The sequence below is a fragment of the Candidatus Blochmannia ocreatus genome (genome assembly GCF_023585745.1).
GTDB lineage: Bacteria > Pseudomonadota > Gammaproteobacteria > Enterobacterales > Enterobacteriaceae > Blochmanniella > Blochmanniella ocreatus.
Genome location: NZ_CP097762.1, coordinates 449353 through 474717, shown reverse-complemented (window position 1 = coordinate 474717; position 25365 = coordinate 449353). Strand labels below are relative to the sequence as shown.

17 protein-coding genes and 3 tRNA genes are annotated in these 25365 nt (G+C 25.5%); 6 read left to right on the top strand and 14 right to left on the bottom strand.

The window, feature by feature from the left end:
* Window positions 1-11 precede the first annotated feature (11 nt).
* Window positions 12-1475: a cardiolipin synthase gene (cls, locus tag M9405_RS02085; protein WP_250223062.1), complete on the bottom strand. Its 1464-nt coding sequence runs from the start codon at window positions 1473-1475 to the stop codon at window positions 12-14.
* 772 nt (window positions 1476-2247) lie between these two features.
* Between cls and M9405_RS02080 the strand changes: the two genes are divergently transcribed.
* Window positions 2248-2793 carry a TonB family protein gene (locus tag M9405_RS02080; RefSeq protein ID WP_250223061.1) on the top strand — a complete coding sequence of 182 codons (546 nt, stop codon included), beginning with the start codon at window positions 2248-2250 and terminating at the stop codon, window positions 2791-2793.
* A 769-nt stretch (window positions 2794-3562) separates the two neighbouring features.
* Here the strand turns inward: M9405_RS02080 and trpA are convergent.
* The 7 genes from trpA to ribA all read right to left on the bottom strand — a co-directional run bounded on the left by trpA (window position 3563) and on the right by ribA (window position 12174).
* Window positions 3563-4399 (bottom strand): tryptophan synthase subunit alpha, encoded by an 837-nt coding sequence (gene trpA, locus M9405_RS02075; protein ID WP_250223060.1) that lies wholly within the window; start codon window positions 4397-4399, stop codon window positions 3563-3565.
* Between the two features lie 24 nt (window positions 4400-4423).
* Entirely contained in the window at window positions 4424-5593 is a 1170-nt protein-coding gene (gene trpB, locus M9405_RS02070) for a tryptophan synthase subunit beta (protein ID WP_250223059.1), read from the bottom strand.
* 34 nt (window positions 5594-5627) lie between these two features.
* Entirely contained in the window at window positions 5628-6998 is a 1371-nt protein-coding gene (gene trpCF, locus M9405_RS02065) for a bifunctional indole-3-glycerol-phosphate synthase TrpC/phosphoribosylanthranilate isomerase TrpF (protein WP_250223058.1), read from the bottom strand.
* Window positions 6999-7009: 11 nt separating this feature from the next.
* Window positions 7010-8002: an anthranilate phosphoribosyltransferase gene (gene trpD / locus M9405_RS02060; protein ID WP_250223057.1), complete on the bottom strand. Its 993-nt coding sequence runs from the start codon at window positions 8000-8002 to the stop codon at window positions 7010-7012.
* Window position 8003: 1 nt separating this feature from the next.
* Entirely contained in the window at window positions 8004-8606 is a 603-nt protein-coding gene (locus M9405_RS02055; protein WP_250223056.1) for a glutamine amidotransferase-related protein, read from the bottom strand.
* 2 nt (window positions 8607-8608) lie between these two features.
* A complete protein-coding gene (locus M9405_RS02050) occupies window positions 8609-10174 on the bottom strand; it encodes an anthranilate synthase component 1 (protein ID WP_250223055.1) in 1566 nt (521 codons plus the stop codon).
* A 1415-nt stretch (window positions 10175-11589) separates the two neighbouring features.
* Window positions 11590-12174 carry a GTP cyclohydrolase II gene (ribA, locus tag M9405_RS02045; protein ID WP_250223054.1) on the bottom strand — a complete coding sequence of 195 codons (585 nt, stop codon included), beginning with the start codon at window positions 12172-12174 and terminating at the stop codon, window positions 11590-11592.
* Between the two features lie 1303 nt (window positions 12175-13477).
* Between ribA and M9405_RS02040 the strand changes: the two genes are divergently transcribed.
* Complete coding sequence (locus tag M9405_RS02040) at window positions 13478-14263, top strand: enoyl-ACP reductase FabI (protein WP_250223053.1); 786 nt, start codon at window positions 13478-13480, stop codon at window positions 14261-14263.
* 234 nt (window positions 14264-14497) lie between these two features.
* Window positions 14498-15139 (top strand): MBL fold metallo-hydrolase, encoded by a 642-nt coding sequence (locus tag M9405_RS02035; RefSeq protein WP_250223052.1) that lies wholly within the window; start codon window positions 14498-14500, stop codon window positions 15137-15139.
* Between the two features lie 127 nt (window positions 15140-15266).
* On the opposite strand, the gene M9405_RS02030 is transcribed toward M9405_RS02035, so the two are convergent.
* The 4 genes from M9405_RS02030 to hspQ all read right to left on the bottom strand — a co-directional run bounded on the left by M9405_RS02030 (window position 15267) and on the right by hspQ (window position 19843).
* Window positions 15267-16466: an amino acid aminotransferase gene (locus M9405_RS02030; RefSeq protein WP_250223051.1), complete on the bottom strand. Its 1200-nt coding sequence runs from the start codon at window positions 16464-16466 to the stop codon at window positions 15267-15269.
* A gap of 213 nt (window positions 16467-16679) precedes the next feature.
* Entirely contained in the window at window positions 16680-18092 is a 1413-nt protein-coding gene (gene asnS, locus M9405_RS02025; RefSeq protein WP_250223050.1) for an asparagine--tRNA ligase, read from the bottom strand.
* A 343-nt stretch (window positions 18093-18435) separates the two neighbouring features.
* Window positions 18436-18954: a bifunctional 3-hydroxydecanoyl-ACP dehydratase/trans-2-decenoyl-ACP isomerase gene (fabA, locus tag M9405_RS02020; RefSeq protein ID WP_250223049.1), complete on the bottom strand. Its 519-nt coding sequence runs from the start codon at window positions 18952-18954 to the stop codon at window positions 18436-18438.
* A gap of 571 nt (window positions 18955-19525) precedes the next feature.
* Window positions 19526-19843: a heat shock protein HspQ gene (hspQ, locus tag M9405_RS02015; protein ID WP_250223048.1), complete on the bottom strand. Its 318-nt coding sequence runs from the start codon at window positions 19841-19843 to the stop codon at window positions 19526-19528.
* Window positions 19844-20582: 739 nt separating this feature from the next.
* Here hspQ and M9405_RS02010 point away from each other — a divergent pair.
* Window positions 20583-20669: transfer RNA gene (locus tag M9405_RS02010), tRNA-Ser, on the top strand.
* Window positions 20670-21007: 338 nt separating this feature from the next.
* Here M9405_RS02010 and M9405_RS02005 read toward each other — a convergent pair.
* Window positions 21008-21080: transfer RNA gene (locus M9405_RS02005), tRNA-Lys, on the bottom strand.
* Window positions 21081-21511: 431 nt separating this feature from the next.
* Between M9405_RS02005 and pgsA the strand changes: the two genes are divergently transcribed.
* Both pgsA and M9405_RS01995 read left to right on the top strand, forming a co-directional pair.
* On the top strand, window positions 21512-22078 hold the full coding sequence (gene pgsA, locus M9405_RS02000; RefSeq protein WP_250223047.1) for a CDP-diacylglycerol--glycerol-3-phosphate 3-phosphatidyltransferase: 567 nt from the start codon (window positions 21512-21514) through the stop codon (window positions 22076-22078).
* A 617-nt stretch (window positions 22079-22695) separates the two neighbouring features.
* Window positions 22696-22778: transfer RNA gene (locus M9405_RS01995), tRNA-Leu, on the top strand.
* 1424 nt (window positions 22779-24202) lie between these two features.
* On the opposite strand, the gene lpxL is transcribed toward M9405_RS01995, so the two are convergent.
* On the bottom strand, window positions 24203-25126 hold the full coding sequence (gene lpxL, locus M9405_RS01990) for an LpxL/LpxP family Kdo(2)-lipid IV(A) lauroyl/palmitoleoyl acyltransferase (RefSeq protein ID WP_250223046.1): 924 nt from the start codon (window positions 25124-25126) through the stop codon (window positions 24203-24205).
* Window positions 25127-25365: the final 239 nt, after the last annotated feature.

The following is a 25365-nucleotide window of genomic DNA, read 5'->3' as shown; positions in this document are numbered from 1 at the left end:
ATATAGATTTATTATAATAGTGGACTTAAGAAATAGAATAAGCGTTCAACAATTCGTTCCCAGCAGGGTCTGTTAGCCCATTTTTTTGGGTCGAGTTTTTGAGAAAGATTAATATAATTGTTTTGTATTTTTTCTAATTTGTTACTGAAATCTTTACTATCTATTATTAGAGTAATCTCTAAGTTTAACCACAAGCTACGTATATCTAAATTCACACTACCTATTAAGCTAATTTGTTGGTCGATTAGCACACTTTTTACATGTAATAATCCATTTTGAAATTGATGTATTAATACTCCAGCATTTAGTAGTTCGCTGAAAAAAGCTCTGCTAGCCCATTTTACTAATATTGAATCGTTGTATTTTGGTATAATAATATGTACCTCGACGCCTCGTTGTGCTGCTGTGCAAATAGCATATAGTAAGTCATCGCTAGGTATTAGATATGGAGTAGTAATAATAAGCTTTTTTCGTGCTTCATATAATGACATTAGTAATATTTGGTGCATTATTCCTTCTGGGTATCCAGGACCGGAGGGAATAATTTGTATAGTGTGTCCTGTAATTACTTTATGTGTGTTTGTGCATGGATTTAGAAGTAGTGGAAATAAAGAATACTGTCCAGTTTCAACAGCCCAGTCGGAAGAAAATATTATACTCATTGCTGAGGTCACTGGGCCATCTATACGAACCATAATATCTATCCATTGTCCTATTCCAATGTTTTGTTTAAAGATTTGTGGATCTACCATATTCATACTGCCGGTATATGCAATATGGTCATCAATTAATATCATTTTTCTATGTTGTCGTAAATCCATACGACGTAGAAAAATTCTTAGTAAATTAACGTGTAATGCTTCTACGATATTAATACCAGATTGTCTCATAATATCAGGATATGAACTGTTAAAAAAATTGGCGCATCCAGCAGAGTCTAACAAGATTCTGCATCGAATTCCTTTTTTGGCTGCTGTGATCAGTTTTGTGATAACTTGATCAACCAACCCTCCTGATTCCCAAATGTAAAAGACCATATCAATGCTATTTTTTGCCAACTCAATATCTTTTATTATTGATAAGATAGTATCTTGAGTTTGTTTAAATAATTGTATTTTGTTGCCTTTGAGCGCTCCGATACCTTGACGATGTTCACATAATTTAAATAATGAAGCAGCTATTCTACTGTGTTTTGTGGGAAATATGTGTTTGTAAGTTTTAAGTTTTTTAATACGATCCATAGTAGAATTCCATGCTATTTTAATTCGATTCGATCTGTGTTTGCCAAGATTATATTCTCCAAATAATAAATATGTGATAGCACCTATTAATGGTATTACATAAATTATTAATAACCATGCCATAGATGATGGAATGGCTCTGCGTTTTATAAGAATTTTGTATGTAACTAACAAGATAATTAACCAATAACTGCAGAAAAAAATATAATTCAATATAGTATGAGCTGCAATCATATTTATGATAAACCTTATTTATGATCTTCTTAATAAGAATGGTAAGTTATTATATTTATTGCATGTAATTATTTACATAATATTCAGTATATAGAAAGTTTATGTATTAAATATATTTAATAATATTTTAAACAAACCTTGTGTTGTAAGATTTTATGTTTATTATGACTTGATAAGTGTTTACTGATAAGATAATAAAATATAAAATAATTTTTTTAAAGTATTTATACTATATTTTAATATAATATATTTTTTTCAAATTTTACAAAATTTTAAAAAATTAAAAAAATATGATTATTTTTGTGTAAATATTTTATAATTATGTAATTATAATGATTTTAATATTTTTAAAAGATATCGTTAATATGAATACATAAATTATTATATTTAATATAAGAAGATTGGTCTTTTATAAAAAAATTTATATAATTTATATATAATATAAGAGCGTATAAAATTAGTGATTTAAATATGTAATTTGGTATTTTAAATAAAATTATGTGTTTATAAAAATACTTGTTGTAAACAAGTATGTTGTGTATACATAGAATTTTATGCAAAATAGAATTTCTTATTATATTGAAAAAATGGTTTTTAAAGATTAATTAGATTATGTAAAAATACAATATTTATGTTGATGTTTTTTTGTTATTTTTTATCATGTATAATACACACATTAGTTATAATTGCGTTATTTTATTATTTTTCTTATTTTTTCAATCAGACCATTCATATACAGAAACATGAGACAATTTCAGTATCCATATTAAATATGCATCAATGTTCTCAAAAAATATTGGAGCATCCACAATCCCCTCATATAAAAAAAAATCTTCAGGATAAATATGATATTAAAGTTAAAAACTGTATAGAAAACACGGTGATTAATCGTAATATTGCTAATAAACTGTCATCTAAAACACATGATGTTTCATCATTAAAATATAGCGCTGATATTTCTTGCCCTAAAACTGATGCTGTTGTGTTACCTAAGAAAGATCAATTAGTCTCTTCTAGAGGTTTGAGAGTGCACTTTATTCATAGAGTTAATCCGGAATATCCTAGAAAAGCTAAGGTATTAGGTATTGAAGGGAGAATAATTGTACAGTATGATATCAATGTCAATGGAACAGTTAAAAATATACGTATTTTATTGGCAAGTCCTGTTGGGGTATTTGAGAAGTGTGTGAATGCAGCAATGCGTACTTGGCGGTATGAAAGTAATAGACCAGAAAAAAATTTAGTTGTTACATTTAGATTTTGTTTACATGATAAAATAGTTATTAAAGATAGTAGTTATAAAGTTCATAAAAAATAAGATTTTTTGAGACTTAATAAATTTTTAATATATTAAAAGTTAGTAACTGTATGTATTGGATTAGTTTTAAAATTACTTAAAATATTAGTAACTTATATTAGCAATAAATATTAAATGATAGTTAAATATCTATTTTAATAGAGTGATATATATTTTTTATTTTTGAAAAATTTTTAAATTTTAACTGCATATTAAAAATAATTTATATTATTAATATATAATCTTTAAAATGTAATAAATTAAATAATAATCAATATTATCGAAAATTGTGTGCTTTAATTAGGTACTAATATGATAGTATGATTATTTTTAATAGAATTATAGTAATTTTCAGAAAATTATGTAATTATTATTAATTAATAGAATTTATTAATATTATCAATATATTGCACATTGCAAATTTAATTTTTTATATATTATTAGATAGTAATATATTTTTTATGTTTCATAATGTACGTTAATTATTTACTCTGCATTATTGAGAATACTGAAAGGTTTTATGAATTTTTCATATTTTTAATTTAGTATTTTTATAGAAAATACTGGTTTTTTATTTAAAGTTGTGCGCTTGAGATACTAATAAATAGGAAAAATTATATTTTAACATAATTTATATGTATCTATAAATGTTTTGTTATTTTTTTGAAATTTTTAAATTTATCTTTATGAAATAGGATGAGAAGCACATATTATATTTATCTTAAGTATTTGAAATTAATATTAATTATTGCTTAATATAAGTGTAATAATAAATTATTATTAATGTAATTTAAATTATTTTCATAGATCTTTTCATGGAAAATACGAATTTTTGTAATTTTTTTAGAATTAATTCTGAATGATCAATGTTTTCTTCAATGATTTGGGCAATTGCAGAACCCACGATGATTCCGGAGGTACCTAATAGTAATGATTTTTTAGCTTGATTTGGTGTGTATATTCCGAATCCTTGTAGTATAGGAAGTGTGTTTTTTTGTTTTTTTATAGATATAATTAATTTGTGTAATATATTGTCATAGTGTTCGATCTTATCGTTTTCTGTATTGGACTGTATTCCAGTAATACCTGGTCGGGATAATAAATATATATATCCTTGTCCTTTAGAAATAATATTTTGTATTAATTTTTCATCAGCATTAGTTGGGCAAATGAATATTTGCGAAATTTTTTGTTTTGCAGAAATTTTACAGAATGGTTTGCTCTCTTCTAGAGGAAGATCAGGAATTAAAACAGAATCTATATTTAGATTTGAGCAGCATGTATAGAAATTATTTAGTCCTTTTTTAAATATTAAATTTGAGTATATTAGTAATCCTAAAGGTAAATATGGATAATTTTTACGTATGGTATTTATCATAGATAAACAATTAGACAGATTTATGCCAGATTTGAAAGCACGTTCTATGCTTCTTTGTATTATAGGACCATCTGATATAGGATCAGAAAATGGTATTCCTAATTCTATTGCATCAGCTCCAGACGTAATTAGTGTATTGACAATTTTCATAAAAATAATAGGATCTGGGTCACCGACCGTAACAAATGGTACGAATGCTCCAGATTTTTTTTTATTTAAAAATTTGAATAATTTTTTATAACGGTTCATTTTATATATCTTAATTGGTGTGTTTTATACATTAGAAATTGTTTCTATATCTTTATCTCCGCGTCCAGATAGATTAACTACTAAAATTTGAGATTTATCAGGATGTTTTGCGATAATTTTTAAGGCGTGAGCTAAAGCGTGAGCAGATTCTAATGCTGGTATGATACCTTCTTGTGTTGATAAGATTTTAAAAGCTTTTATCGCTTCTATATCATTAACAGAGATATATTGTGCTCTACCAATATTTTTTAAATGAGCATGTTCTGGGCCTACAGATGGAAAATCTAATCCTGCAGCAATAGAATGAGAATTTTTTATTTGACCCTCTGAAGATTGTAAAATTTTAGTTTTCATACCAAAATGTATTCCCGTTTGTCCTTTTTGTAAAGAAGCACCATGTTTTGCAGTATCAATTCCTAATCCTCCAGCTTCTATTCCTAATAACTGTACGGATGGTGTTTTAAGAAATTTAGAAAATATTCCAATTGCATTAGATCCACCACCAATACAAGCAATAATAGTATCTGGTAATCTTTTTTCATATAATTGTATTTGTTTGTATGTTTCTACTCCAATGATGCTTTGAAATTCTTTAACAATTGTGGGAAATGGATGTGGACCAGCTGCTGTACCAATCATGTAATGTGTATATTCATAGGTTTTAGACCATGCTCTCATAGCTTCGTTACAAGCGTCTTTTAATGTGGCAGTTCCGTGGTGTACTGGTATTATTTTTGTTCCCATTAATTGCATTTTTAGTACATTGGATCGTTGTCTTTTTATATCTTTTGCTCCCATATAAATGCGACATTTTAAATTCAGTAGAGATGATGCAATAGATACAGCTACTCCGTGTTGACCCGCGCCTGTTTCAGCAATTATTTCAGTTTTTAACATGCGTTTAGCTAATAATGCTTGACCTAGAACTTGGTTGGTTTTATGTGATCCTCCATGCAGTAAATCTTCACGTTTTAGGTATAGTTTAGTATTAGTATTTTTTGTAAGGTTTTTGCACAGTGTTAATGGTGTAGGTCTTCCAGCATAATTATTTAAAAGGTGTTTTAGTTTTTTTTGAAATGTAGGATCATTTTTTGCAGATATAAACGATTTTTCTAATTGTATGAGTGCTGGAACTAATATTTGTGGTACATACATACCTCCAAATTCACCAAAGTAAGATTTTAATCTTTTCATATAAATTTATTTAATTCCTTTAATAATTATTTTATTATACGTGTAGTATGCGGAATATTTTAGTAAGTTTTTGATGATCTTTAATTCCTGGTAGAATTTCTACTCCAGAATTAAAATCTAAACCTGCGCAACCCATTTGTGCAGCTTTAGCGCAATTATCTATTGTCAATCCGCCTGCTAGAATGGTTTTTCTTCGTTTCATAGTAGATAATAGTGTCCAATTAAACGTTTTTCCACTTCCGCCTCCGTTATCTGCTAAATAACGATGAACATTAATTAATTTATGTTGCTTTATTAATACAGTATGATTCATATCAATATATTTCCATATATGACATGTAGAAGGTAATTGATTTCGTAAAATATTAATGTAATTTTGATCTTCCGCACCATGCAATTGTATTGCAGATAGATGTAATATATTTACTATATTAATAATATGAGAAATATTTTCATTAGCAAATACTCCAACATAGCATAATCTTTTAGTGCCAGAAACAATGTTTTCTGCAGATTTGATACTAATGTATCGCATTGAATTAGGTACAAAAATTAATCCGCCGTATATTGCTCCTAATTTGTCAATAAATTTTGCATCTTGTGTTTTAGTTAACCCACATATTTTATTTTCTCCAAAAATTAGTTTTTTTATTGCTATATCTAATTTTGGTTGACTCATTAATTTTGTGCCAATTAAAAATCCGTTGACATAGTGTTTGAGTTTTTTTATATGAGCGTAACATTCGATACCAGATTCACTAATAGATGTAATATGTTTAGGTATTTTTTTACCGAGAATAATGGTACGATTTAAATCAATTGAAAGATTATGTAAATTACGGTTATTTATTCCTATAACTTTAGCTCCTAAATATTTCGCTCGATGTAATTCATTTTCATTTGAAATTTCTGTAAGTACACCCATACATAATTTATGAGCTATATATACTAATTGTTGATATGTTGCATCGTCTAAAATTGATAGTATTAGTAAAATAGCATCAGCTTGATAAAATCGTGCAAAATAAATTTGCCATTCTGATATAAAAAAGTCTTTACATAATATTGGCTGTTCCACATGGTTGCTGATATTTTTTAGAATGTTAAAATTTCCGTGAAAATATTTTTTATCAGTTAGTACTGATATTATAGTAGCGTAATTTTTATAGATTTTTGCAATTTCAATAGGATTAAAATTGTTGCAAATAATTCCATTAGAAGGAGAAGCTTTTTTGCATTCTAATATAAGTATTGTTTGGTGTGTTTGGTTAGATAGAGCTTTATAGAAATTACGTTTACTTTTTTTTATTGTATTTTGTAAGATATGTAATGGGTAATATTGTTTTTTTTTAGATATCCATTGTTTTTTGTACAATAAAATTTTGTGAAGCACTGAATGTTGCATATTTTATACCCTTATCTTGACAAAGATAATAGCTGTGTGTATGGTATGCCAGATTGCATTTTTTGTAAAGCTAACTGTGCGTTAGAACGTAGGTTATCATTTCCAAATAATTTTAATAATAATGATACATTAGCAGCTATTACAGCAGAATGAGCAGGGTTGCCTTTACCTTTTAGTATATTAGTCATGTGTTCGTATGCTTGATATTTTGAAGCACAACATATATCCTCTAGAGGATAATAATTTAGGCCAAAATCTGATGCTGTTATAATATAGTTGTATATATTGTTATTATTTAGTTCAGCAACATGAGTGGGAGCATGTAGCCCTACTTCGTCTATTCCATCACAGTGTACTACTATAGCTCGATGATACTTAAATAATTTTAGTACTTGGATGATAGGTGATATTAATTTTTTTTTATATACCCCGATTAATGTAATTGGGGGTTTTGATGGATTAAGCAGAGGTCCTATTATATTAAATAGCGTTGGTGTTTTTAGTTCTTGACGTATTGACATTATATCATTAAATACCTCATAATATTGAGGGGCGTGTAAGAAACATATTCCTAATTTTTCAAAAATTTTACATGATTCGTTTACGCTATGTGTAGCATATAAATTGTGTTTTTTTAATATATCTACAGATCCTACATTACTGGATATATGGTTGTTTCCGTGTTTAATAATTTTTACTCCACAGGTTGACGCTACTATTGCACTTATAGTAGAAATGTTAATGGTATTTTTTTTATCGCCTCCAGTTCCAGTTATATCAGCAAATAATGCGTTTGGTCTAGGAAAATTTTTAGAATAACGTGATAATATCTTTACTGCTCCTGCTATTTCTTCATACGTTTCTCCAAGAACTTTCATACTGATAAGTGCTGCTGTAATTTGTATGGAAGACAGTTGCTTATTTATTATATTATGCAATAGCGTTTCAATTTGTTCTTGGTTTAGATGATGCCCATGATATAGAACCTCGAGAATATTTTGCATGTTATTTTTCATTCCTTTTATAAAGTTTTATTGCCCATTTAATGGTTTGTTGAATTAACCGTGTCCCCTGAGTAGTTAATATTGATTCTGGATGAAATTGAAAGCCGCAAACTCTGTCGGGATCATTACGTACTGCCATTGCTATTTGTTTATTGTAATGAGCGTTAATTGTTAGAGTGTTTGGTATATTTTTGCCTATTAATGAATGATATCTTCCTACTAATAAAGGATTTGGTATGTTTTTAAACATAAATAAATTATCATGGTATATCAAAGATGACTTGCCATGAAAAATTTCTTTTGCCTGTATTATATGTCCGCCATAAAATTCTATAATAGCTTGATATCCTAAGCAGATTCCGATAATCGGAATTTTTTTATTTGCTTTTTGTATTAGTTGCATCATACAACCAGATTGATTAGGAGTGCCAGGACCTGGCGACAGTATTAAAACTGGATCGGTTGTATGTGTTAGTGTTTTTGTAATTATTGATATTGGTACTTGATTGGTATAAACCAAAACTTGGTGTCCGTTGGTCCTTAATTGATCTACTAAATTATATGTAAATGAATCGGTATTATCTAATAATATTGCATTTGCCATTATTAAAATATCTCCTCGGCATCGTGTGCTATAGCAATAGCACGTAGAACAGCGCGTGCTTTGTTACAGCTCTCATTAATTTCTTCTTGCGGAATAGAATCTATAACTACTCCTGCCCCTGCTTGTATTGTAGCGATTTGTTTAGTAACATAAGCTGATCGAATTATAATACATGTATCTAGATTTCCAGATCCAGTTAAATATCCTATAGCTCCACCATAGGTATTTCTACGGACACCTTCTGTTTCGTAGATAATTTGCATAGCTCTTGTTTTGGGAGCTCCAGTTAATGTACCCATATTCATACATGCGCGATAAGCGTGTAGCGCATCAAGATCTGGTCGTAATTCTCCAATAACTTTAGATACTAAATGCATAACATAAGAGTATTTATCTACTTTTAATAGATCAGCTACATATCTGCTGCCTGGTGTACAAACACGTGCTAAATCATTTCTTGCTAAATCTACTAACATTAAATGTTCAGATAATTCTTTATGGTTTAAGCGCATTTCTAATTCTACTCGGTTATCTGCATCAGTATCTAATGATCCATCGGAACAAAAAGCTCTGGCACGTGTCCCGGCGATAGGATGTATTTCAATTTGTCTAGTATTTGCATTATATTTTAGAGAACTTTCTGGGGAAGTTCCGAATAATGTAAATATTGAATCTTGCATGAAAAACATATAGGGACTAGGATTATGTTGTTTTAATACATGATATGCTGCTAGTGGAGAAGGACAAGGCAGAAAAAAACGTCTTGATGGGACGGCTTGTAAAATCTCTCCTGTACGTATGGAATATTGTATATTTTCTATAATTTTTTTATATTGTGCATCGTTTGGATGACAATGTAATTTCATGTTGCGTATTTTTTTGAATGGAATGGTTTTGGGTTCTTGTCTCAATTGTATACTTAATTGTTTTATTCTGTTTTGAAGACGTTGTTTTTCTAAAGTATTTTTTGCACTAAATATAGTGCTTTGCAGGAAAGATGTGTATTTTTTGTGATTGAAAATTAATAATGTTTCTGCTAAATAAAAGCAGAAATCTGGGCATATGTAAGAGTTTGTTAAATTTGGAAAATGTTCGAAACATGATATTAAATCATAAGAAAATAAGCCTCCTAGAAAAATAGATTTATGATGATTTTTAGGAGATTGTAAAATTTTTAGTAATGTTCTTAAACTATCAAATATTGATATAGCATGTAAACGTGTGTCTTCATCCATTATTGTTTGTGTTGTAGGAAATATTAATTTTATTGTGTTGAAATTACTACAAATTCTTATTTGATTAGGGAATGTTTTTTTTAGTATAGGTAAAAGACTAGCTCCATTTTGAGTTAGTGCATGTATAGTGACAGTTGTACCATATGCAGTAATTCTTAATGCGCTGTCAATAATCATCATGCTTTCTATATTGTATTTTTTGTTAATTTCTGATGATTCTAATAATAATGTTGAATTACGTTTATTACATAATTGATTAAAAACGGTTGTAGGGTTTGCATGATACTGTACTGGAACAGTTAAACATTCTATTTGGTTTTTTTTCAAATCCATTGTTTATTTTTCCTAGTTATTTATTTAATAATTTACTTATATTTTATTATATTATTAAGGTAATTTATATATATTATATGGTTGGTATTTTTGAATAATAAAATATAGTTTTTGTGATTTTTTATATATATTTAATTTGATATATATGTATTAATTTTAACAGAAATATTATTTTTTTAAATATATAATATATAATAAAATATTAAATATATAATAATGAAATTTATTATTTTATAAATAACTTATTAATAAAATTTTATTAATATTATTAATATATAATGTTACTATATTAACAATATATATTTTATTATTAATTATTGTATTACTGTTTTTGTATTTTTCAGATTAAATTATGTTAATTATTTAATTTTAAAGTTATAAAAAAATTTTTAATTATGTTTAATAAATGAGTTCATATTATTTTTATATTTTTTAATGTTATATAAATTTATTTAAAAAATTTTAAAAATTGTTCAAATTTAATTTTAAAATATTTTTATTAAAATTATTTATAATATATTAATGAATTAATTGAATTCATGGGATTACTGTTATGAAGAACAAATATATTATGTATTATTAATAATATAATTTTATAAGTTATGTTGTATATATTATTGTAAATTTTTATAATTTTTTTATTACATATAATAAGATTTATATTCTGATTGTTATATAGACATTTATCTATAAATAATTTTATTTGTTTATATAGTGTTAGTTAATTTTTTTTATATTTATTTAGACTAAAATTTAGTAAAATGAATATTTTTGAAATTTAATGATTTAATGTTAAATCGTATCAATGTTATATTAACAGAATTATTTAAAATTTTTATATTTATTAATAATTAAAAATATTATATAATTATTATATATATATTTAATATAATATAAAGTTTTTAAAATTTTTTAATTTAATTTAATAATATTTAATTTATTTTATAAATATAAATGAGTAATTATATTATTAAATATAATATAATTAAATTATAGTTTGAAATAAATGTTCATAATAAGTTTTATTTTTTATTTTATTATTAAAAAATAAATTGTTTGATAATTACAAATTATTTTTTATTTATTAAATAAATATTTTTATATTTAATTTTATTAATATTTTTAGTCTATAATTTTATATAGATGAATAATCTATAACATATTTATATATGGAATAGTGAATTGTAAAGTATTTCAATAAAAATTTATAATTATTATTTATAATTTTATGTTTGTGTTGCTGATAAATAAAAAATTAATTAATAGTTTTTATATAAATTTTAAATTGTTGAATAATATAATATTCATATTATTTTAAGTAATTTCAGGATAATTTATCCTGAATTTAAAAAAAAATTATATTCTATTAGAATATTATATATAATATACTTGTAATTATTGTAGATGTAAGATTATCACAATAAATGTCCTAATTTAGATAATTTAGTATTTAAATATTTAGAATTTTCTGGATTCCTTCCTGTTATTAGTGGAATTCTTTCTGTAATATGAATACATGATTTATTTAGGATTTCTATTTTCTTGGGGTTGTTAGTAAGAATACGTATTGTTTTTACGCACAGTAATTTTAAAATATCTGCACAAATTGTGAAATCTCTTTCATCTGCAGCAAATCCTAAACATTGATTGGCTTCGACTGTATCGGCTCCATTATCTTGTAGGGAATACGCGCGTATCTTATTTAATAATCCGATATTACGTCCTTCTTGTCTGTGATAGATTAAGATGCCTCGTTTTTCTTTTGCAATGTAATGTAATGCTGTTTTTAGTTGGAATCCACAATCACAACGTAAGCTAAATAAAGCATCGCCCGTTAGACATTCAGAATGTATTCGCGTTAACACTGGATCTGATCCAGATATGTTTCCATGTACTAGCGCTATATGATGATGTCCAGTAGAATTTTCTTCAAATCCTATTACTAGAAAATTACCCCAAAATGTTGGTAGTTTAGCTTCTGTTACACGCCTAATTCTCATTGTATTCTTCCTGTAAAGATATAATTTTTAATTTAAATATTGTGTTACAACTATAATATTAGTATTCTTTTCTTTATAAGAATTTATTTTTTAATGAATTTTATGATTATTAAAATTTGATTATAAAAATTTTTTATTTAATATATTTGAATATAATTTTTATTAATAAAGTATAATATTAATATATTTTATGTATAGAAATTTTGCGTGTAATTAGAAGTATAATAATTATAATATATTATATAAAATTTATGAATAATTATTGTATTATTTTTAATTAATTAAAATTATGTGATATATAATAAAAATTATTTATTTCATATGTTTTTATTGTATAGCTTTTGATTTTAAAATTTATAATAGTATCTATGATAGTTATGTGTTTTTATTTTTATAAAATTAAATATTTTTATATAGAATTATTAATATTAATTAAATTAAATTTGATGTTTTTTATTAGAATTTAATTATTACGTTATATAATAGTTATTGTATTTTATATGTAAAAATTATAACAATATTTATTGTATTACACATGTAATATATTGTTCAATATATTATAATTTTGATTATATTAATATATATTATTTAAAGTTTTATAAAAATTAATTTGTATGAAATTTTTTATTTTTACTCAATTATATTGATTTTTATATGTGTTATAATTGTTTTTTAGTTTTAATGATATTAATATATTTATTAATATAATTTAATATTGATTATTGGTGATTTTTTTAAATTATTTTAAAAAGTTTAAAATAATTTAAAAAATATTATATTTATAATTTGTTGAAAAATAAACTATTTTTATATTTATGGTTTTATCATAATAAAAAATTATTGATATGATTATATGATATTGATCTAAATTTAGGTTGTTATGAAAATTATTTCATTTATAAAACTTAAGAAATACATAATTAACTATAAAATATATTATAGGAATATAAAGTTTTTATTAATTTATTTATGTCAGATATTTATCTGAAATATCATTAAATATTTATGGTTTGTTAATGAAAATATATAGTTTTATTTACTTCATAAAGTACTGTAGCATGTTTTATGTATTTAAATTTTACACTTTAAGAAAATTATTGTTTAAAAATTAAAATATATGTGTATTTTATACTATGTTTAAGATTATACATATTATATTTATAATATTTGTGTTATATTTTGTTTTATTAAATTGATTTGAATATTTTTATTAAAAAAATAGTAGTATTGATTAAGCGTAAAAATTTTTTATAAAATGTAAAAATTATATAAATTAAATTTGTTAAAATTTTTGGAGATAAATATGGGATGGCTTAGTAATAAGCGTATTTTAATCACTGGTATGGCTAACAGTAAATCTATAGCATATGGTATTGCAAAAGTATTGCATAAAGAAGGAGCGGAGTTAGCGTTTACTTATTATACTGAAAAATTAAAAGCAAGGGTACAAACGTTGTCTAAGAATTTTAATTCTGATATTATATTACCATGTGATGTATCTAAAGAAACATCTATAAATCGGTTATTTATTGAATTAAAGAAAAGATGGTTAACTTTCGATGGTTTTATTCATGCAATAGCATTTGTTTCTACAGATCAGTTAACGGGTGATTATGTTAATAATGTGACCAGGGAAGGTTTTATCACGGCTCATGAAATTAGTTCATACAGTTTTGTTAGTATGGCGAAATTTTGTAGAGATATGTTGAGTGATAAAGCATCTTTAGTAACATTAACTTATTTGGGAGCAATGCGTGCTATACCGAATTATAATGTTATGGGATTAGCTAAAGCCTCTCTAGAGGCTAATACTCGTTATATGGCTAGTTCTATGGGAAAAGATGGTATTAGAGTTAATGCAATTTCTTGTGGTCCTGTTCGTACTTTAGCGTCTTTTGGAATTAAAGATTTTAATAAGATGTTATCATATTGCAAAAATATATCACCTATTCGGCGTAATATTTCAATTGAAGAAATTGGGAATGTTGCAGCTTTTTTATGTTCTGATTTATCTTCTGGAATTACTGGTGAAATAATTTATGTTGATGGTGGTGTTAATATTGTTATGAATGTGGATTATTCTATGTAATAGATATACATATCTATATGTATTGTGTGATTACTATTTTTTGTAAGCTGTATTTCTAGTGCGTGAAAAGCTCATTGATTTAGGGGATATTTTTAAGGATATTGTTAATATTTAACATTAGTTTGATTTTTTTTAAATTGTGAGCCTATATTATTAGGTAGTATTTATTTCTTCAATTTTTCATAAAATTAAAAAAATTTTATCAATTTTTTGTATATATATATAGGATAAAATATGCAATATTGTATTATACAAGTTACTTGTTTTAAGCAAAACTGTTCGATAATTTGGTGTGATGTAACCCGTGAAGCCGCTATAGTTGATCCTGGAGGAAATTTTGATAAATTAGTAAATAAAATAAATACATTAGAAATTAAAATTAGCAAAATTTTATTGACGCATGGTCATGTTGACCATGTTGGTTGTGCAATGGAATTAAAGCATTATTATAATGTTTTAATCTTTGGTCCTAATCAAGCGGACCGATTATTATTGAATGATTTGCGTACTCAATGTAATGCGCTAGGTATACCCTTTCCATATAGCATGAAGGTTTCAGTTTCTCCGGATATTTGGTTAGACGATGGGGATGAAATTCATATTGGACGTGAGGTATTATATGTATTGCATTGTCCTGGGCATTCTCCAGGGCATATAGTTTATTGGAATAAAATGCAAAAATTTATAGTTATGGGTGATGTTTTATTTAAAAATAGTGTTGGTAGAACAGATTTACCCGGGGGGGATTTTAAGATTTTAATGAGTTCTATTAAGAATAAGTTATTTACATTAGGTGATGATATTATGTTTTTACCCGGTCATGGTGCTATATCAACTTTAGGAGATGAACGAGTACATAATAGTTTTATCGTGTGATTTTTTAAAAAGGCTCGTAATACATATTACATATAAAAGTAATATGTAATCATATTTTATATAGTGAACGTCATCGATTATCTTGTATAGATATAAGATATTTTATTTCTAAATAGTCGATGATACTTTATAAAACATTTATAATTGACTGGCATACACGGTTTACATTTTCATTAGTTATTCCAGCTAGGTTAATTCGACCAGAACCTACTAAATATATTCCAAATTCTTTTCTTAATTTTATTACTTGGTCTGTATTCAAGTTGAGATATGCAAACATTCCAGTTTGATTATTAATAAAACTGAAATCTTTTTTGTTGTTATTATTTTTTTGTAAAGTATAAAAAAATAATTTTCGTATATTATTGATATGCATTCTCATATTATTTAGTTCGGTTTCCCATTCGTATTTTAATATTTTATTATTTAAAATGAGTGATACTATGGATGCTCCATGTGCTGGAGGATTAGAATAATTAGCTCTGATAATAGCTCGTAGTTGGCTTAATATATGAGTTGTTTTTTTAGTATTATTAGTTACAATGGTGCAAGCACCAATACGTTCATTATATAATCCAAAATTTTTTGAATAAGAATTACATACTATTAGTTCTATATTTTTTTTACAGAAAATATATAATCCTTTAAGATCTTCTTTTATTCCACAGGAAAAACCTTGGTAAGCTATATCAAATAAAGGTAGCCATTTATTTTTTATTGATAGATCTGATATAATTTCCCATTGTTCAGCATTTAAATCAATACCTGTAGGATTGTGACAACATCCATGGAATAATACAATATCGTTTGATTGAATATTTTTCAAGGATGAATATAATTCATCAAAATTTAATGTATCAGTTATATCATCGTAGTAAGGGTAAGTGTGTATTTCTAAACCTGCAGCAAGAAATATATTTTTATGATTAATCCAGCTTGGAGAACTAATCCAAATACGTTTGGTATTGGTGTTGCTTATAATAAATTCTGCTGCTATTCGTAACGCGCCTGTTCCGCCAGGGGTCTGAACTGTGTTCATATACTGTTTTGGTACGATGACTTGGTGGTGTATATCCTGAAACAATAGATCTTGTGTAGCGGTATTAAAAGTTTGCATTCCTTCTATATTAAGATAATTTTTACTAGTTTCATGTTTTAAAAGCCATTCTTCTGCTTTTTTTACACTATTTAAGATAGGAGCATTATTATTTTTATGTATGTATACTCCTATACCCAGATTAATTTTGTCTTCTCTTACATCATTATCATAAATTTCTGATAAACCTAGAATAGGATCAGCAGGAGCCATTTTAATAAATTTAAACATAGTATAAACCTTATATATTGTAATTGTGATATAAAATATTTTATATATATCAAAACTATTATTATTTGCCAATTATTTATATAAATATTTTAATTTAAAATTAAAAATTATCAAAATAATAATTTTGATAGAGTTTTATAAAAAAATAGTTTAATTTTTAAAATTAATATTATGTATAATACATATAAAAAAATAAATATTTAATATTTTTTATTAAAAATTAATATTTTTTGTGGATCTGGGAAATGGAATAACATCTCGGATATTTTTTACTCCAGTTATATATAGTATTAGTCTTTCTAGACCTAACCCAAATCCTGAATGAGGCACTGTTCCATAACGTCTTAAATCACGATACCACCAATAATTTTCTTGTGTTAAATTATTTTCTCGCAGTCTTTCATCTAAATTTGATAGTCTTTCTTCTCTTTGTGAACCTCCAATGATTTCGCCAATTCCAGGTACTAAAATATCCATAGAAGCAACCGTTTTATTATCTTTATTTAAACGCATATAAAAAGCTTTGATTTTTTTTGGATAATTTTTTATAACTACAGGTGCGTTGAAATATTTTTCTGACAGATATTTTTCATGTTCAGAAAATAAATCAGATCCCCAATATATTGAATTTTTGAATTTTTTATGGGATTTTTTTAATAAATTAATTGCTTCAGTATATTCAATGTGTATAAAACTAGTGTTAATGAAATTTTCTAAACGAGATATGATGTCACTATCTATGTGATTTGCGATATATTTTAAATCATCTGAACATTTTTCTAAAATGGTTTTAATGACATTTTTCAGAAAAGATTCGGCTAAAATAATAATTTCGTTTAAATTAACAAATGCTGCTTCTGGCTCTACCATCCAGAATTCAGCTAAATGACGATTAGTGTTTGAGTATTCCGCTCTAAATGTTGGGCCAAAAGTATACACTTTTGATAAAGCGCAAGCGTAAGCTTCTGCGTTTAATTGGCCTGATACTGTTAAAAATGCTTCTTTTCCAAAGAAATCATATGGACAATATTTTTTGATTTTTTCTTCGTTTTTTGAACAATTAATATTTTTTTTTGTTTTTTCTGTAGATACGCAAAACATTTTTCCTATGCCTTCAGTATCAGAGGAAGTAATTATAGGAGTGGGAATCCAAATAAATTTATGTTTATTCATAAATTTATGAATAGCATGAGATAACGTATCTCTTACTCGAGAAATTATTCCGATAATGTTAGTTCGTGGTCTTAGGTGAGAAACTTCTCGTAAATATTGCATAGTATGATGTTTGGCAGTTATAGGATAAGTGCTAGGATTTTCTATCCATCCTAAAATTGTGATGTTTTTTGCGATTACTTCTACATGTTGTTTTGTTCCTAAAGATTCAATTATTGTTCCAATAATTGTGACGGAACAACCACTAGTTACACGTGATATTTCGTTACTGTAATTGTGTAAATTATGGTTTGCTATAATTTGTAATGAGGCAAGGCAAGAACCATCATATAAATCAAGAAAAGAAATTTTAGCTTTAGAATTTCTTTTGGTACGGATCCAACCGTTTATGGTAATTTCGGTATTTTTTGATACGTAGCCGTATAATACATCTGCTACTGACACTACATACATATCGTGATCTCCAATTATATTTAAATTAATGATATTTTATTGAGTTATGCAAATTTTATTAGAATCTAATTCTGTTTATAAGAATGTATATTTCTTCTGATCAGAAGAATTCTGCGTTGTAAATCGCAGAGATTAAATTTAGTTTAAATGTATTGTGTTATTAAAAATAACTGTAATAATTTTACATTATTAGTATAAATGTATTAATTATGGTAGTAAATATGTTGTTTATTTCATAATATTTCATATGTATAATGAAATATTATGCAGTTTGGCTCAAAATATAGTATTGGAGTGGATATGTGTTTTATGGATACACAAATATTGTGTATTATTTGAAAATTTAAAATGCTGTTATTTTATTGAATAATCCGACTTTTAAATCAGTAGCAGTATAGATAGTTTTTCCATCACATGACACTTCGCCATCGGCTGTTCCCATAGTTAATTTTCTATTAATTACTTTTCTTAAATGAATAAAATAAGTCACTTTTTTAGATGTAGGTAAAATTTGACCAGTAAATTTTACTTCTTTTACTCCTAACGCTCGTCCTTTTCCTTGACCCCCTAACCAACCTAAATAGAACCCTACTAGTTGCCACATCGCATCTAACCCCAAACATCCTGGCATAACAGGATCTTTTATAAAATGACAATGAAAAAACCACATGTTTGAGTTAATATCTAATTCTGCTTCTATAAATCCTTTATTATAATTACCTCCGTTTCTAGTCATTTTTATAATTCTGTCCATCATTAGCATATTAGGTGCTGGTAGTGTAGGGCCATTTTTCCCAAATAGCTCACCTCTACTAGAGGCTAATAGATCTTCTTTAGTGTAAAATTCACGTTTACTAAGCATAATATATTTTCCCGAATTTTTTTATTTATGTTTTTAATAAAATTATTAGATATTTAGATATTGTTAATATTTTAACATTATGAATTAGTTGTTTATCAAAGTATTCTATATTTCTAATTAAAAATTGTATTTTTCATATGATGTATTTGCATACATATAAGAATATTGATTTATCTCTAAATTTTTATATAAGTTTTTTATACTATGAATTAATATATTTTATTCACGGAATAGTGTTCACGCAAAATATAATATATTTGAATATTTTTCGGTAATAGTATTTTCTATGAGGTTGGATAATATGTAATTACAGATTTTATCTGTATACAAAAGATATGAATTTATTAAGTCAATAGGCGTCTTATAAATAGAATAATAATAAGTATGTTAACTTGATATATTATTTAATAATATTATAATAGACAACTTCAATGTTTGTATTTTATTGCTGTGCTGAGATATATAATTGCATTAATTTAATTTTTATTTGTTGTTATCATGTAATTAAAAGGATTTAATTAGTTACTTGATTGTACTGTTATGACAATATAAGTTTTTATATGTTTTAAGATTAATTTCTTAATCTTGGTGTTTGAAGTTGCAAACGAATAGACTCAGATAGCTCGTCAAGAGTTGTCTTTTCTAAATGCATATGAGTATTTTCGTATCCTAGTTGCGCTTCTGCTAAATAAGTATGTATCGGTTTACCTTCTTCATCTTCCATAACAACATGGTACCACGGAGATTTTTTTAAAGAATCATTTTTGGTAATTTCGTCTAACATAGGTTTATCTAAAGAGTATTCTGGATCAACATCTATTATAACACCTAAGTAGCCTAGTAATTTATGTCGTACTTGTTGTCCTATACTGAATTTGCTTAATATCATAAATACCTCATGTGTGGATTGCACTCTAGAGTGAGATGTGGGAGAAGATTACAAAATCAAGGGCAATGTGTTAATAAATAGCGTTATTAACATATATTAAATTATTTAATACAATATATTTATATATGTTTTTATAATGCAGCATAACTATATTAATTATCGTTATATAACATAAAGTATATTTAAATTTTTAAGCTTAATCTATTAGGAAATTTAGTAATTTTATTATGATTTAAAGAGAAAAGATGTATAAATATTAATTGTTTCTTGATTTTTTATTTAAGTATGATGATATTTTTTAGTCATCAAATATTTTGAGTCATATTAAATAGCATGTAGCATGTTTGCATAGAATATATAATTTGTTAGTATAGATAATAGAAGATTATTCTAATTGTATAACAAATGTTATTTATAATATTTGTGTGTTGTTTTAATGCATATTAAATATTTTTAGATGTTAGCGTAATCTTGCATTGGGTTTTTATAAAAATCTTGTATGATATAGATGTTTTTATAAATAATTTGTTGTACTTACATGCATAAGTATTATTGTTAATATTCATTATTTAATATGTAGATTTTTCTAAAATTGGGAGCGTATAATAGTATTATATGTGATTACATTTTTATTAAGTGCATGAGAAGAGGGTTGGTTTTATAGTTTTAATTACATTAGGGATATCAATAATATAATAATATATTATTATTGTAAGTATTGATGTGTATTTCAATATTTGGAGGAGTGGCCGAGTGGCTTAAGGCGTTGGTTTTGAAAACCAATAATGTTTTTTAGCATTCTAGAGTTCGAATCTCTACTCCTCCTATTTTTAATAAGATTTTTAGAATTTAATAGCTTTTATTTATATGTGTAGGATGTATAAAAATAGTTTTATTTTTGTTTATATGGGTATAAAATAGATATTTTTAGCAATATTGCAAAATTAGATATATGTATATAGCGTTTGTAACTATTACATAGTTTTAGTTATGTAACTTTTTGTGAATAAATTTTATAAAATAATTTATCGCAAAAATTATTTTTGTGTATAACAGATCATTTTATATATATCTAATAAAATTAGATGTTAATTAATGATGTATTTTATATTTAATTATTTTTTTATTTTGTAATTAAACAAGGGTTGTTTATGAAAAAGTATTTGGGTCGTGTAGGATTCGAACCTACCACCAATTGATTAAGAGTCAACTGCTCTACCATCTGAGCTAACGACCCGATTTGTCGTTAATAGGTAAGTATTTATATAAGATTTATATCAGATTTATTTGCTTTATTAATTTTTAGTATAAAAATATTTTTGTATAAATAGTTCATTTAATGCTAATAGTTGATTGTAATTTTTAATAGAATTTCAGTATATATTGTTATTATTGTTGATATATTGCAATCAGTGTTGATTTTATGTTTAAATATTGGTTTATTTTTAATAATTCAGTATAGGATAGCATATTTTTTTATTTGGTTTGATTATTTTATATCAAAACAGGTGTAAAATTTTGGCACAAATATGATATTACAATTTTATTGTAAAATATGCAATATATATTGCAGTAGTATTATGTAAATGATTTAAATATGCTTGATAATATTTTTTAAACAATTTAATTTTATTAAAATTAGTAAAGTTATAACTTTAAGTAATTTTTATGTTTATTACAGATGTCATTAACATCCCGACGTATTTGACCTTGTTTCGTTTAATTATGGTGCCTTGTTTTACTACAGTTTTTTATTTACCTATGTGTTGGGCTCCAATGGTTTGTACTATTATTTTTTTTATTGCAGCAATTACAGATTGGATAGATGGGTTTTTAGCGCGTCGTTTGAATCAGATTACTAGATTTGGTGGATTTTTAGATCCAGTTGTAGATAAAGTTATGATAGTTACAGCTTTAGTGTTAATAGAAGAAAATTTTCATGTGTGGTGGGTCACATTACCTGTGTCAGGTATGATTATTCGTGAAGTTATTGTATTAGCTTTACGTGAGTGGGTTGCCGAGATTAGTATTAATAATAAAAGAATTGAAGTATCTTATGTTAGCAAAATTAAGACATGCGTTCAGATGTTAGCATTAACCGCTTTACTATGGAGCCCTGATATTTGGATAATAACTACTGGCATTGTAGCGTTGTATGTAGCAGTGTTATTGACTTTTTGGTCGATGATTATGTATATGTATACTGCTCGTCATAAATTATTTTTGCGTTGTTAATTTCTGAGATCTTACGTTATTATATGTTATATATGTTAATTAGCTGTGTTCGTCAGTATGCTAAGTATTTTTTTAATCAATTGTATATATACTATGATATTTGTTTAAGAGTTATACGTTTTATATTAGTATTATAAAGACATTTTTTATTTATTACAGTAAAATAAGTTTTGTTTTATGTTTTGTTATTTTTTAGTGCATTAATTTTTATGTGTACTTTAAGTGAATCGGTATATATTAATTGTATATCGTATTTATATATTGAGATTGTATTTTTAGTTATTTTATTAAAAATAAAGTCTTATTATTAATATGATTTATTATAGTTTTAAATTTTATTAGAGTGTGTTTTTATTTTTTTATTTGGATAAATAATAAATTAATATTTAATATGTAATTTTGGAATCATGATGAATGATTGCAAATTTAATTGATTGTTTGTATATATTATTATAGCATTAATAATGAATGCTACAATAAATGGATAAAAATGAGGCGCGTTGACAGATTGGATTATGTAGCGGATTGCAAATCCGTTTAGCTCGGTTCAATTCCGAGGCGCGCCTTAATAAATAAGGTATATTATATGTAAATTTTATTGAAGCATTTATTTTAAAGCCCGGGTGGTGGAATTGGTAGACACAAGGGACTTAAAATCCCTCAGCTTTTTGCTATACGAGTTCAAGTCTCGTCCCGGGTAATAAATAGGTAATTGCGACTTATTTTATGTGCATGAGTATTTTTATATATAGATATAGTAGTGGACTGTTCATTTTAATTATTATAAATTTTAAATATAACTGATTGTTAAGTCATTAATATGATTGAATTATTTTTCTAAGTTTTTTGAAGTAATGTTGACAGGATTCCAGAACGTTGTTGTGCATTTTTTAAATATATTATTATAGTTGATGTGTGTACCAACTTGTACAGTTGATTTTATTTTTTAAGTATTTTTTTATTCTTTCATTTGAAAAAATATTTGTGTTTTGTATAAGATAAGAACTGTGGATTTCTAGATATTATATGTCATCTGATTTAATTATATGATAATAGGTATCATAGGTGCATTGATAAATCGCACTTTTGTTCTAATTTTATTAATATTAAAAATAATTTGATGTTCTTTGGATGTAATTTGATACACTCTCTTATAACTCTTGGTCTAATTCTAAAACTACAATTAGTTTTGTGAATAGCAAAATTATTGTGTAGGCACAATACAATATATATATCAGCCCATGGAATTTATTAGGTGCTAATGAAAATATTTTAGTCAATATTTTTTATGTTTTAGATATTCATTACGCATATTTTAATGAGCATCCAACTGGATTGTTTATGTTTTATTAAGGTGTGACAATACAATCGGTACGATTTTTAATCGTACCGATTGTTATGGGTAATACTATAATGGAATGATCTGTTTTAGGATAAAAGTATGATTAATCGTATTTTAAGTATTATTAATAATATCTATGTGTGGTGTGTTAGGCAGAATCACTTAATTGACGTGGAATAGTTAATTGTATTTTTTGGTCTTGAAAGATATACTAATCTTGGTTTGGTGACGTTAATATATTATTTATTATATCTTCTGTAAATTTGTTCGCAAAGCATTCTGGGAAAATTGGTTATTTTTAAATAGAAATTATTATATTTTTTCGATGAATCTATCATTATTTTTAGGTTACCTATAAGTAATTATATATGAAGGATAACTACATATAATATTAATTATTATAATTAGTGTTATATAGAGTATATATATATTTTTAATTTGTATTTTCGTATATTACTTAAATAATTTTATTATGCTTTATATAATATAAAGTTATGCTTAATCCTAAATTAGGGCATGGTTTATGCATTTAAAATAAGTTTATTTTATTAATAAACTATATAACAATATTAATTGTTGTTTTAATTTAGCACGGATGTTGGGTATTAAAAATTATACAATAAATTGTTTTATGTAAATTTACAGAGTGAAATAACAAAAATACAATACAATATTGTATTATAATAAGTTTATAAATTGTTTTTGTTAAACAATGGGCGCGTTATGTATTTGAATAATTGAATAATAACTGTATTAATAGTAACGGGTCGTGTATTATACTATTAGTATAAGTATGGTTCTCCAGGTGGTCGCGTTTTAAATCTACGATGTAGCCACATGTATTGGTCGGGAGCTAGTAATATTATTTGTTCTATTATTTTATTTATATATTTGATCATGTCGGTACTGGTGTTTAGGGGAACTTCGTTTTTTTTATTTGGGAAAATAATTAATTCATATCCAAAAGAATTTGGTAGTCTACGGGCTATAAACGGGATAAGCGCCGGTTTTGCGATTTTAGTCAGAATATAAGTTCCTATAGTACTAGCTGCTTTTGGTACAGCAAATAATGGTACAAAAACACTGTTTTTTCGTCCATAGTCGTGGTCTGGCGCGTACCAGACTATTTCGCCATTTTTTAAGGCTTTAATCATACCTGTAACATTGGTGCAGATTAACATTTTTTTATTAGATCTTAATCTTCCTTTAGTTTGTATCCAATCTAATAATGGGTTGTCATTAGGACGATATACGCCTATTCCTGGATTCAGTGTGCCTAAAATTCTTGCGCCTAATTCTAGCGTAAGAAAGTGTATACCTATTAATAAGATTCCGGTTTTGTTTTTTCTAGCTTGAGTAATATTTTTTAATCCTTTAATTTTAAACCAACGTTTAATTCTGTGTTCTGACCAGAACCAAGCCATACCGGTTTCTAACACTCCCATTCCTATCGATTCACAGTTTTTATTGAATAAATCTTTTTTTTCTTTGGTAGATAAATTCGGGAAACAGAGGTCTAAATTTCTTTTAATTATATGCATACGATGTAATAAAAAATATTTCGTCATTCGTCCTAATCGAATTCCGAGATAATATATAACAGAATAAGGCAAAGATACTATAACATATAGTATTCCTATTCCTATCCAAATTAGCCAAAATTTTGGATGCAGGAAGTAGTAGTGAAATTTTGGAATTTTATGCATACAATTTTCTTATTAAGAATTTAATAGATGTATATTATACAATATATATTATGGATTATATCAATATTATTATAGCTGTCTTTAAAGACAGATTGTATAATATACATTAAGTTTTATTTAAAATTAATGCAGGTATTTGCGCTGATCTGTTAGAAACTATAATAGAATTATTTAATTAAAAAAATAATTGATTTTTGAATATTTATATATATTGTTTTGTATATAATTTTACACAGCAT

Coding starts and splice junctions, on each gene's coding strand:
- cls (WP_250223062.1), bottom strand. CDS start 1,475: ATGATTGCAGCTCATACTATATTGAATTATATTTTTTTCTGCAGTTAT.
- M9405_RS02080 (WP_250223061.1), top strand. CDS start 2,248: ATGCATCAATGTTCTCAAAAAATATTGGAGCATCCACAATCCCCTCAT.
- trpA (WP_250223060.1), bottom strand. CDS start 4,399: ATGAACCGTTATAAAAAATTATTCAAATTTTTAAATAAAAAAAAATCT.
- trpB (WP_250223059.1), bottom strand. CDS start 5,593: ATGAAAAGATTAAAATCTTACTTTGGTGAATTTGGAGGTATGTATGTA.
- trpCF (WP_250223058.1), bottom strand. CDS start 6,998: ATGCAACATTCAGTGCTTCACAAAATTTTATTGTACAAAAAACAATGG.
- trpD (WP_250223057.1), bottom strand. CDS start 8,002: ATGCAAAATATTCTCGAGGTTCTATATCATGGGCATCATCTAAACCAA.
- M9405_RS02055 (WP_250223056.1), bottom strand. CDS start 8,606: ATGGCAAATGCAATATTATTAGATAATACCGATTCATTTACATATAAT.
- M9405_RS02050 (WP_250223055.1), bottom strand. CDS start 10,174: ATGGATTTGAAAAAAAACCAAATAGAATGTTTAACTGTTCCAGTACAG.
- ribA (WP_250223054.1), bottom strand. CDS start 12,174: ATGAGAATTAGGCGTGTAACAGAAGCTAAACTACCAACATTTTGGGGT.
- M9405_RS02040 (WP_250223053.1), top strand. CDS start 13,478: ATGGGATGGCTTAGTAATAAGCGTATTTTAATCACTGGTATGGCTAAC.
- M9405_RS02035 (WP_250223052.1), top strand. CDS start 14,498: ATGCAATATTGTATTATACAAGTTACTTGTTTTAAGCAAAACTGTTCG.
- M9405_RS02030 (WP_250223051.1), bottom strand. CDS start 16,466: ATGTTTAAATTTATTAAAATGGCTCCTGCTGATCCTATTCTAGGTTTA.
- asnS (WP_250223050.1), bottom strand. CDS start 18,092: ATGTATGTAGTGTCAGTAGCAGATGTATTATACGGCTACGTATCAAAA.
- fabA (WP_250223049.1), bottom strand. CDS start 18,954: ATGCTTAGTAAACGTGAATTTTACACTAAAGAAGATCTATTAGCCTCT.
- hspQ (WP_250223048.1), bottom strand. CDS start 19,843: ATGATATTAAGCAAATTCAGTATAGGACAACAAGTACGACATAAATTA.
- pgsA (WP_250223047.1), top strand. CDS start 21,512: ATGTTTATTACAGATGTCATTAACATCCCGACGTATTTGACCTTGTTT.
- lpxL (WP_250223046.1), bottom strand. CDS start 25,126: ATGCATAAAATTCCAAAATTTCACTACTACTTCCTGCATCCAAAATTT.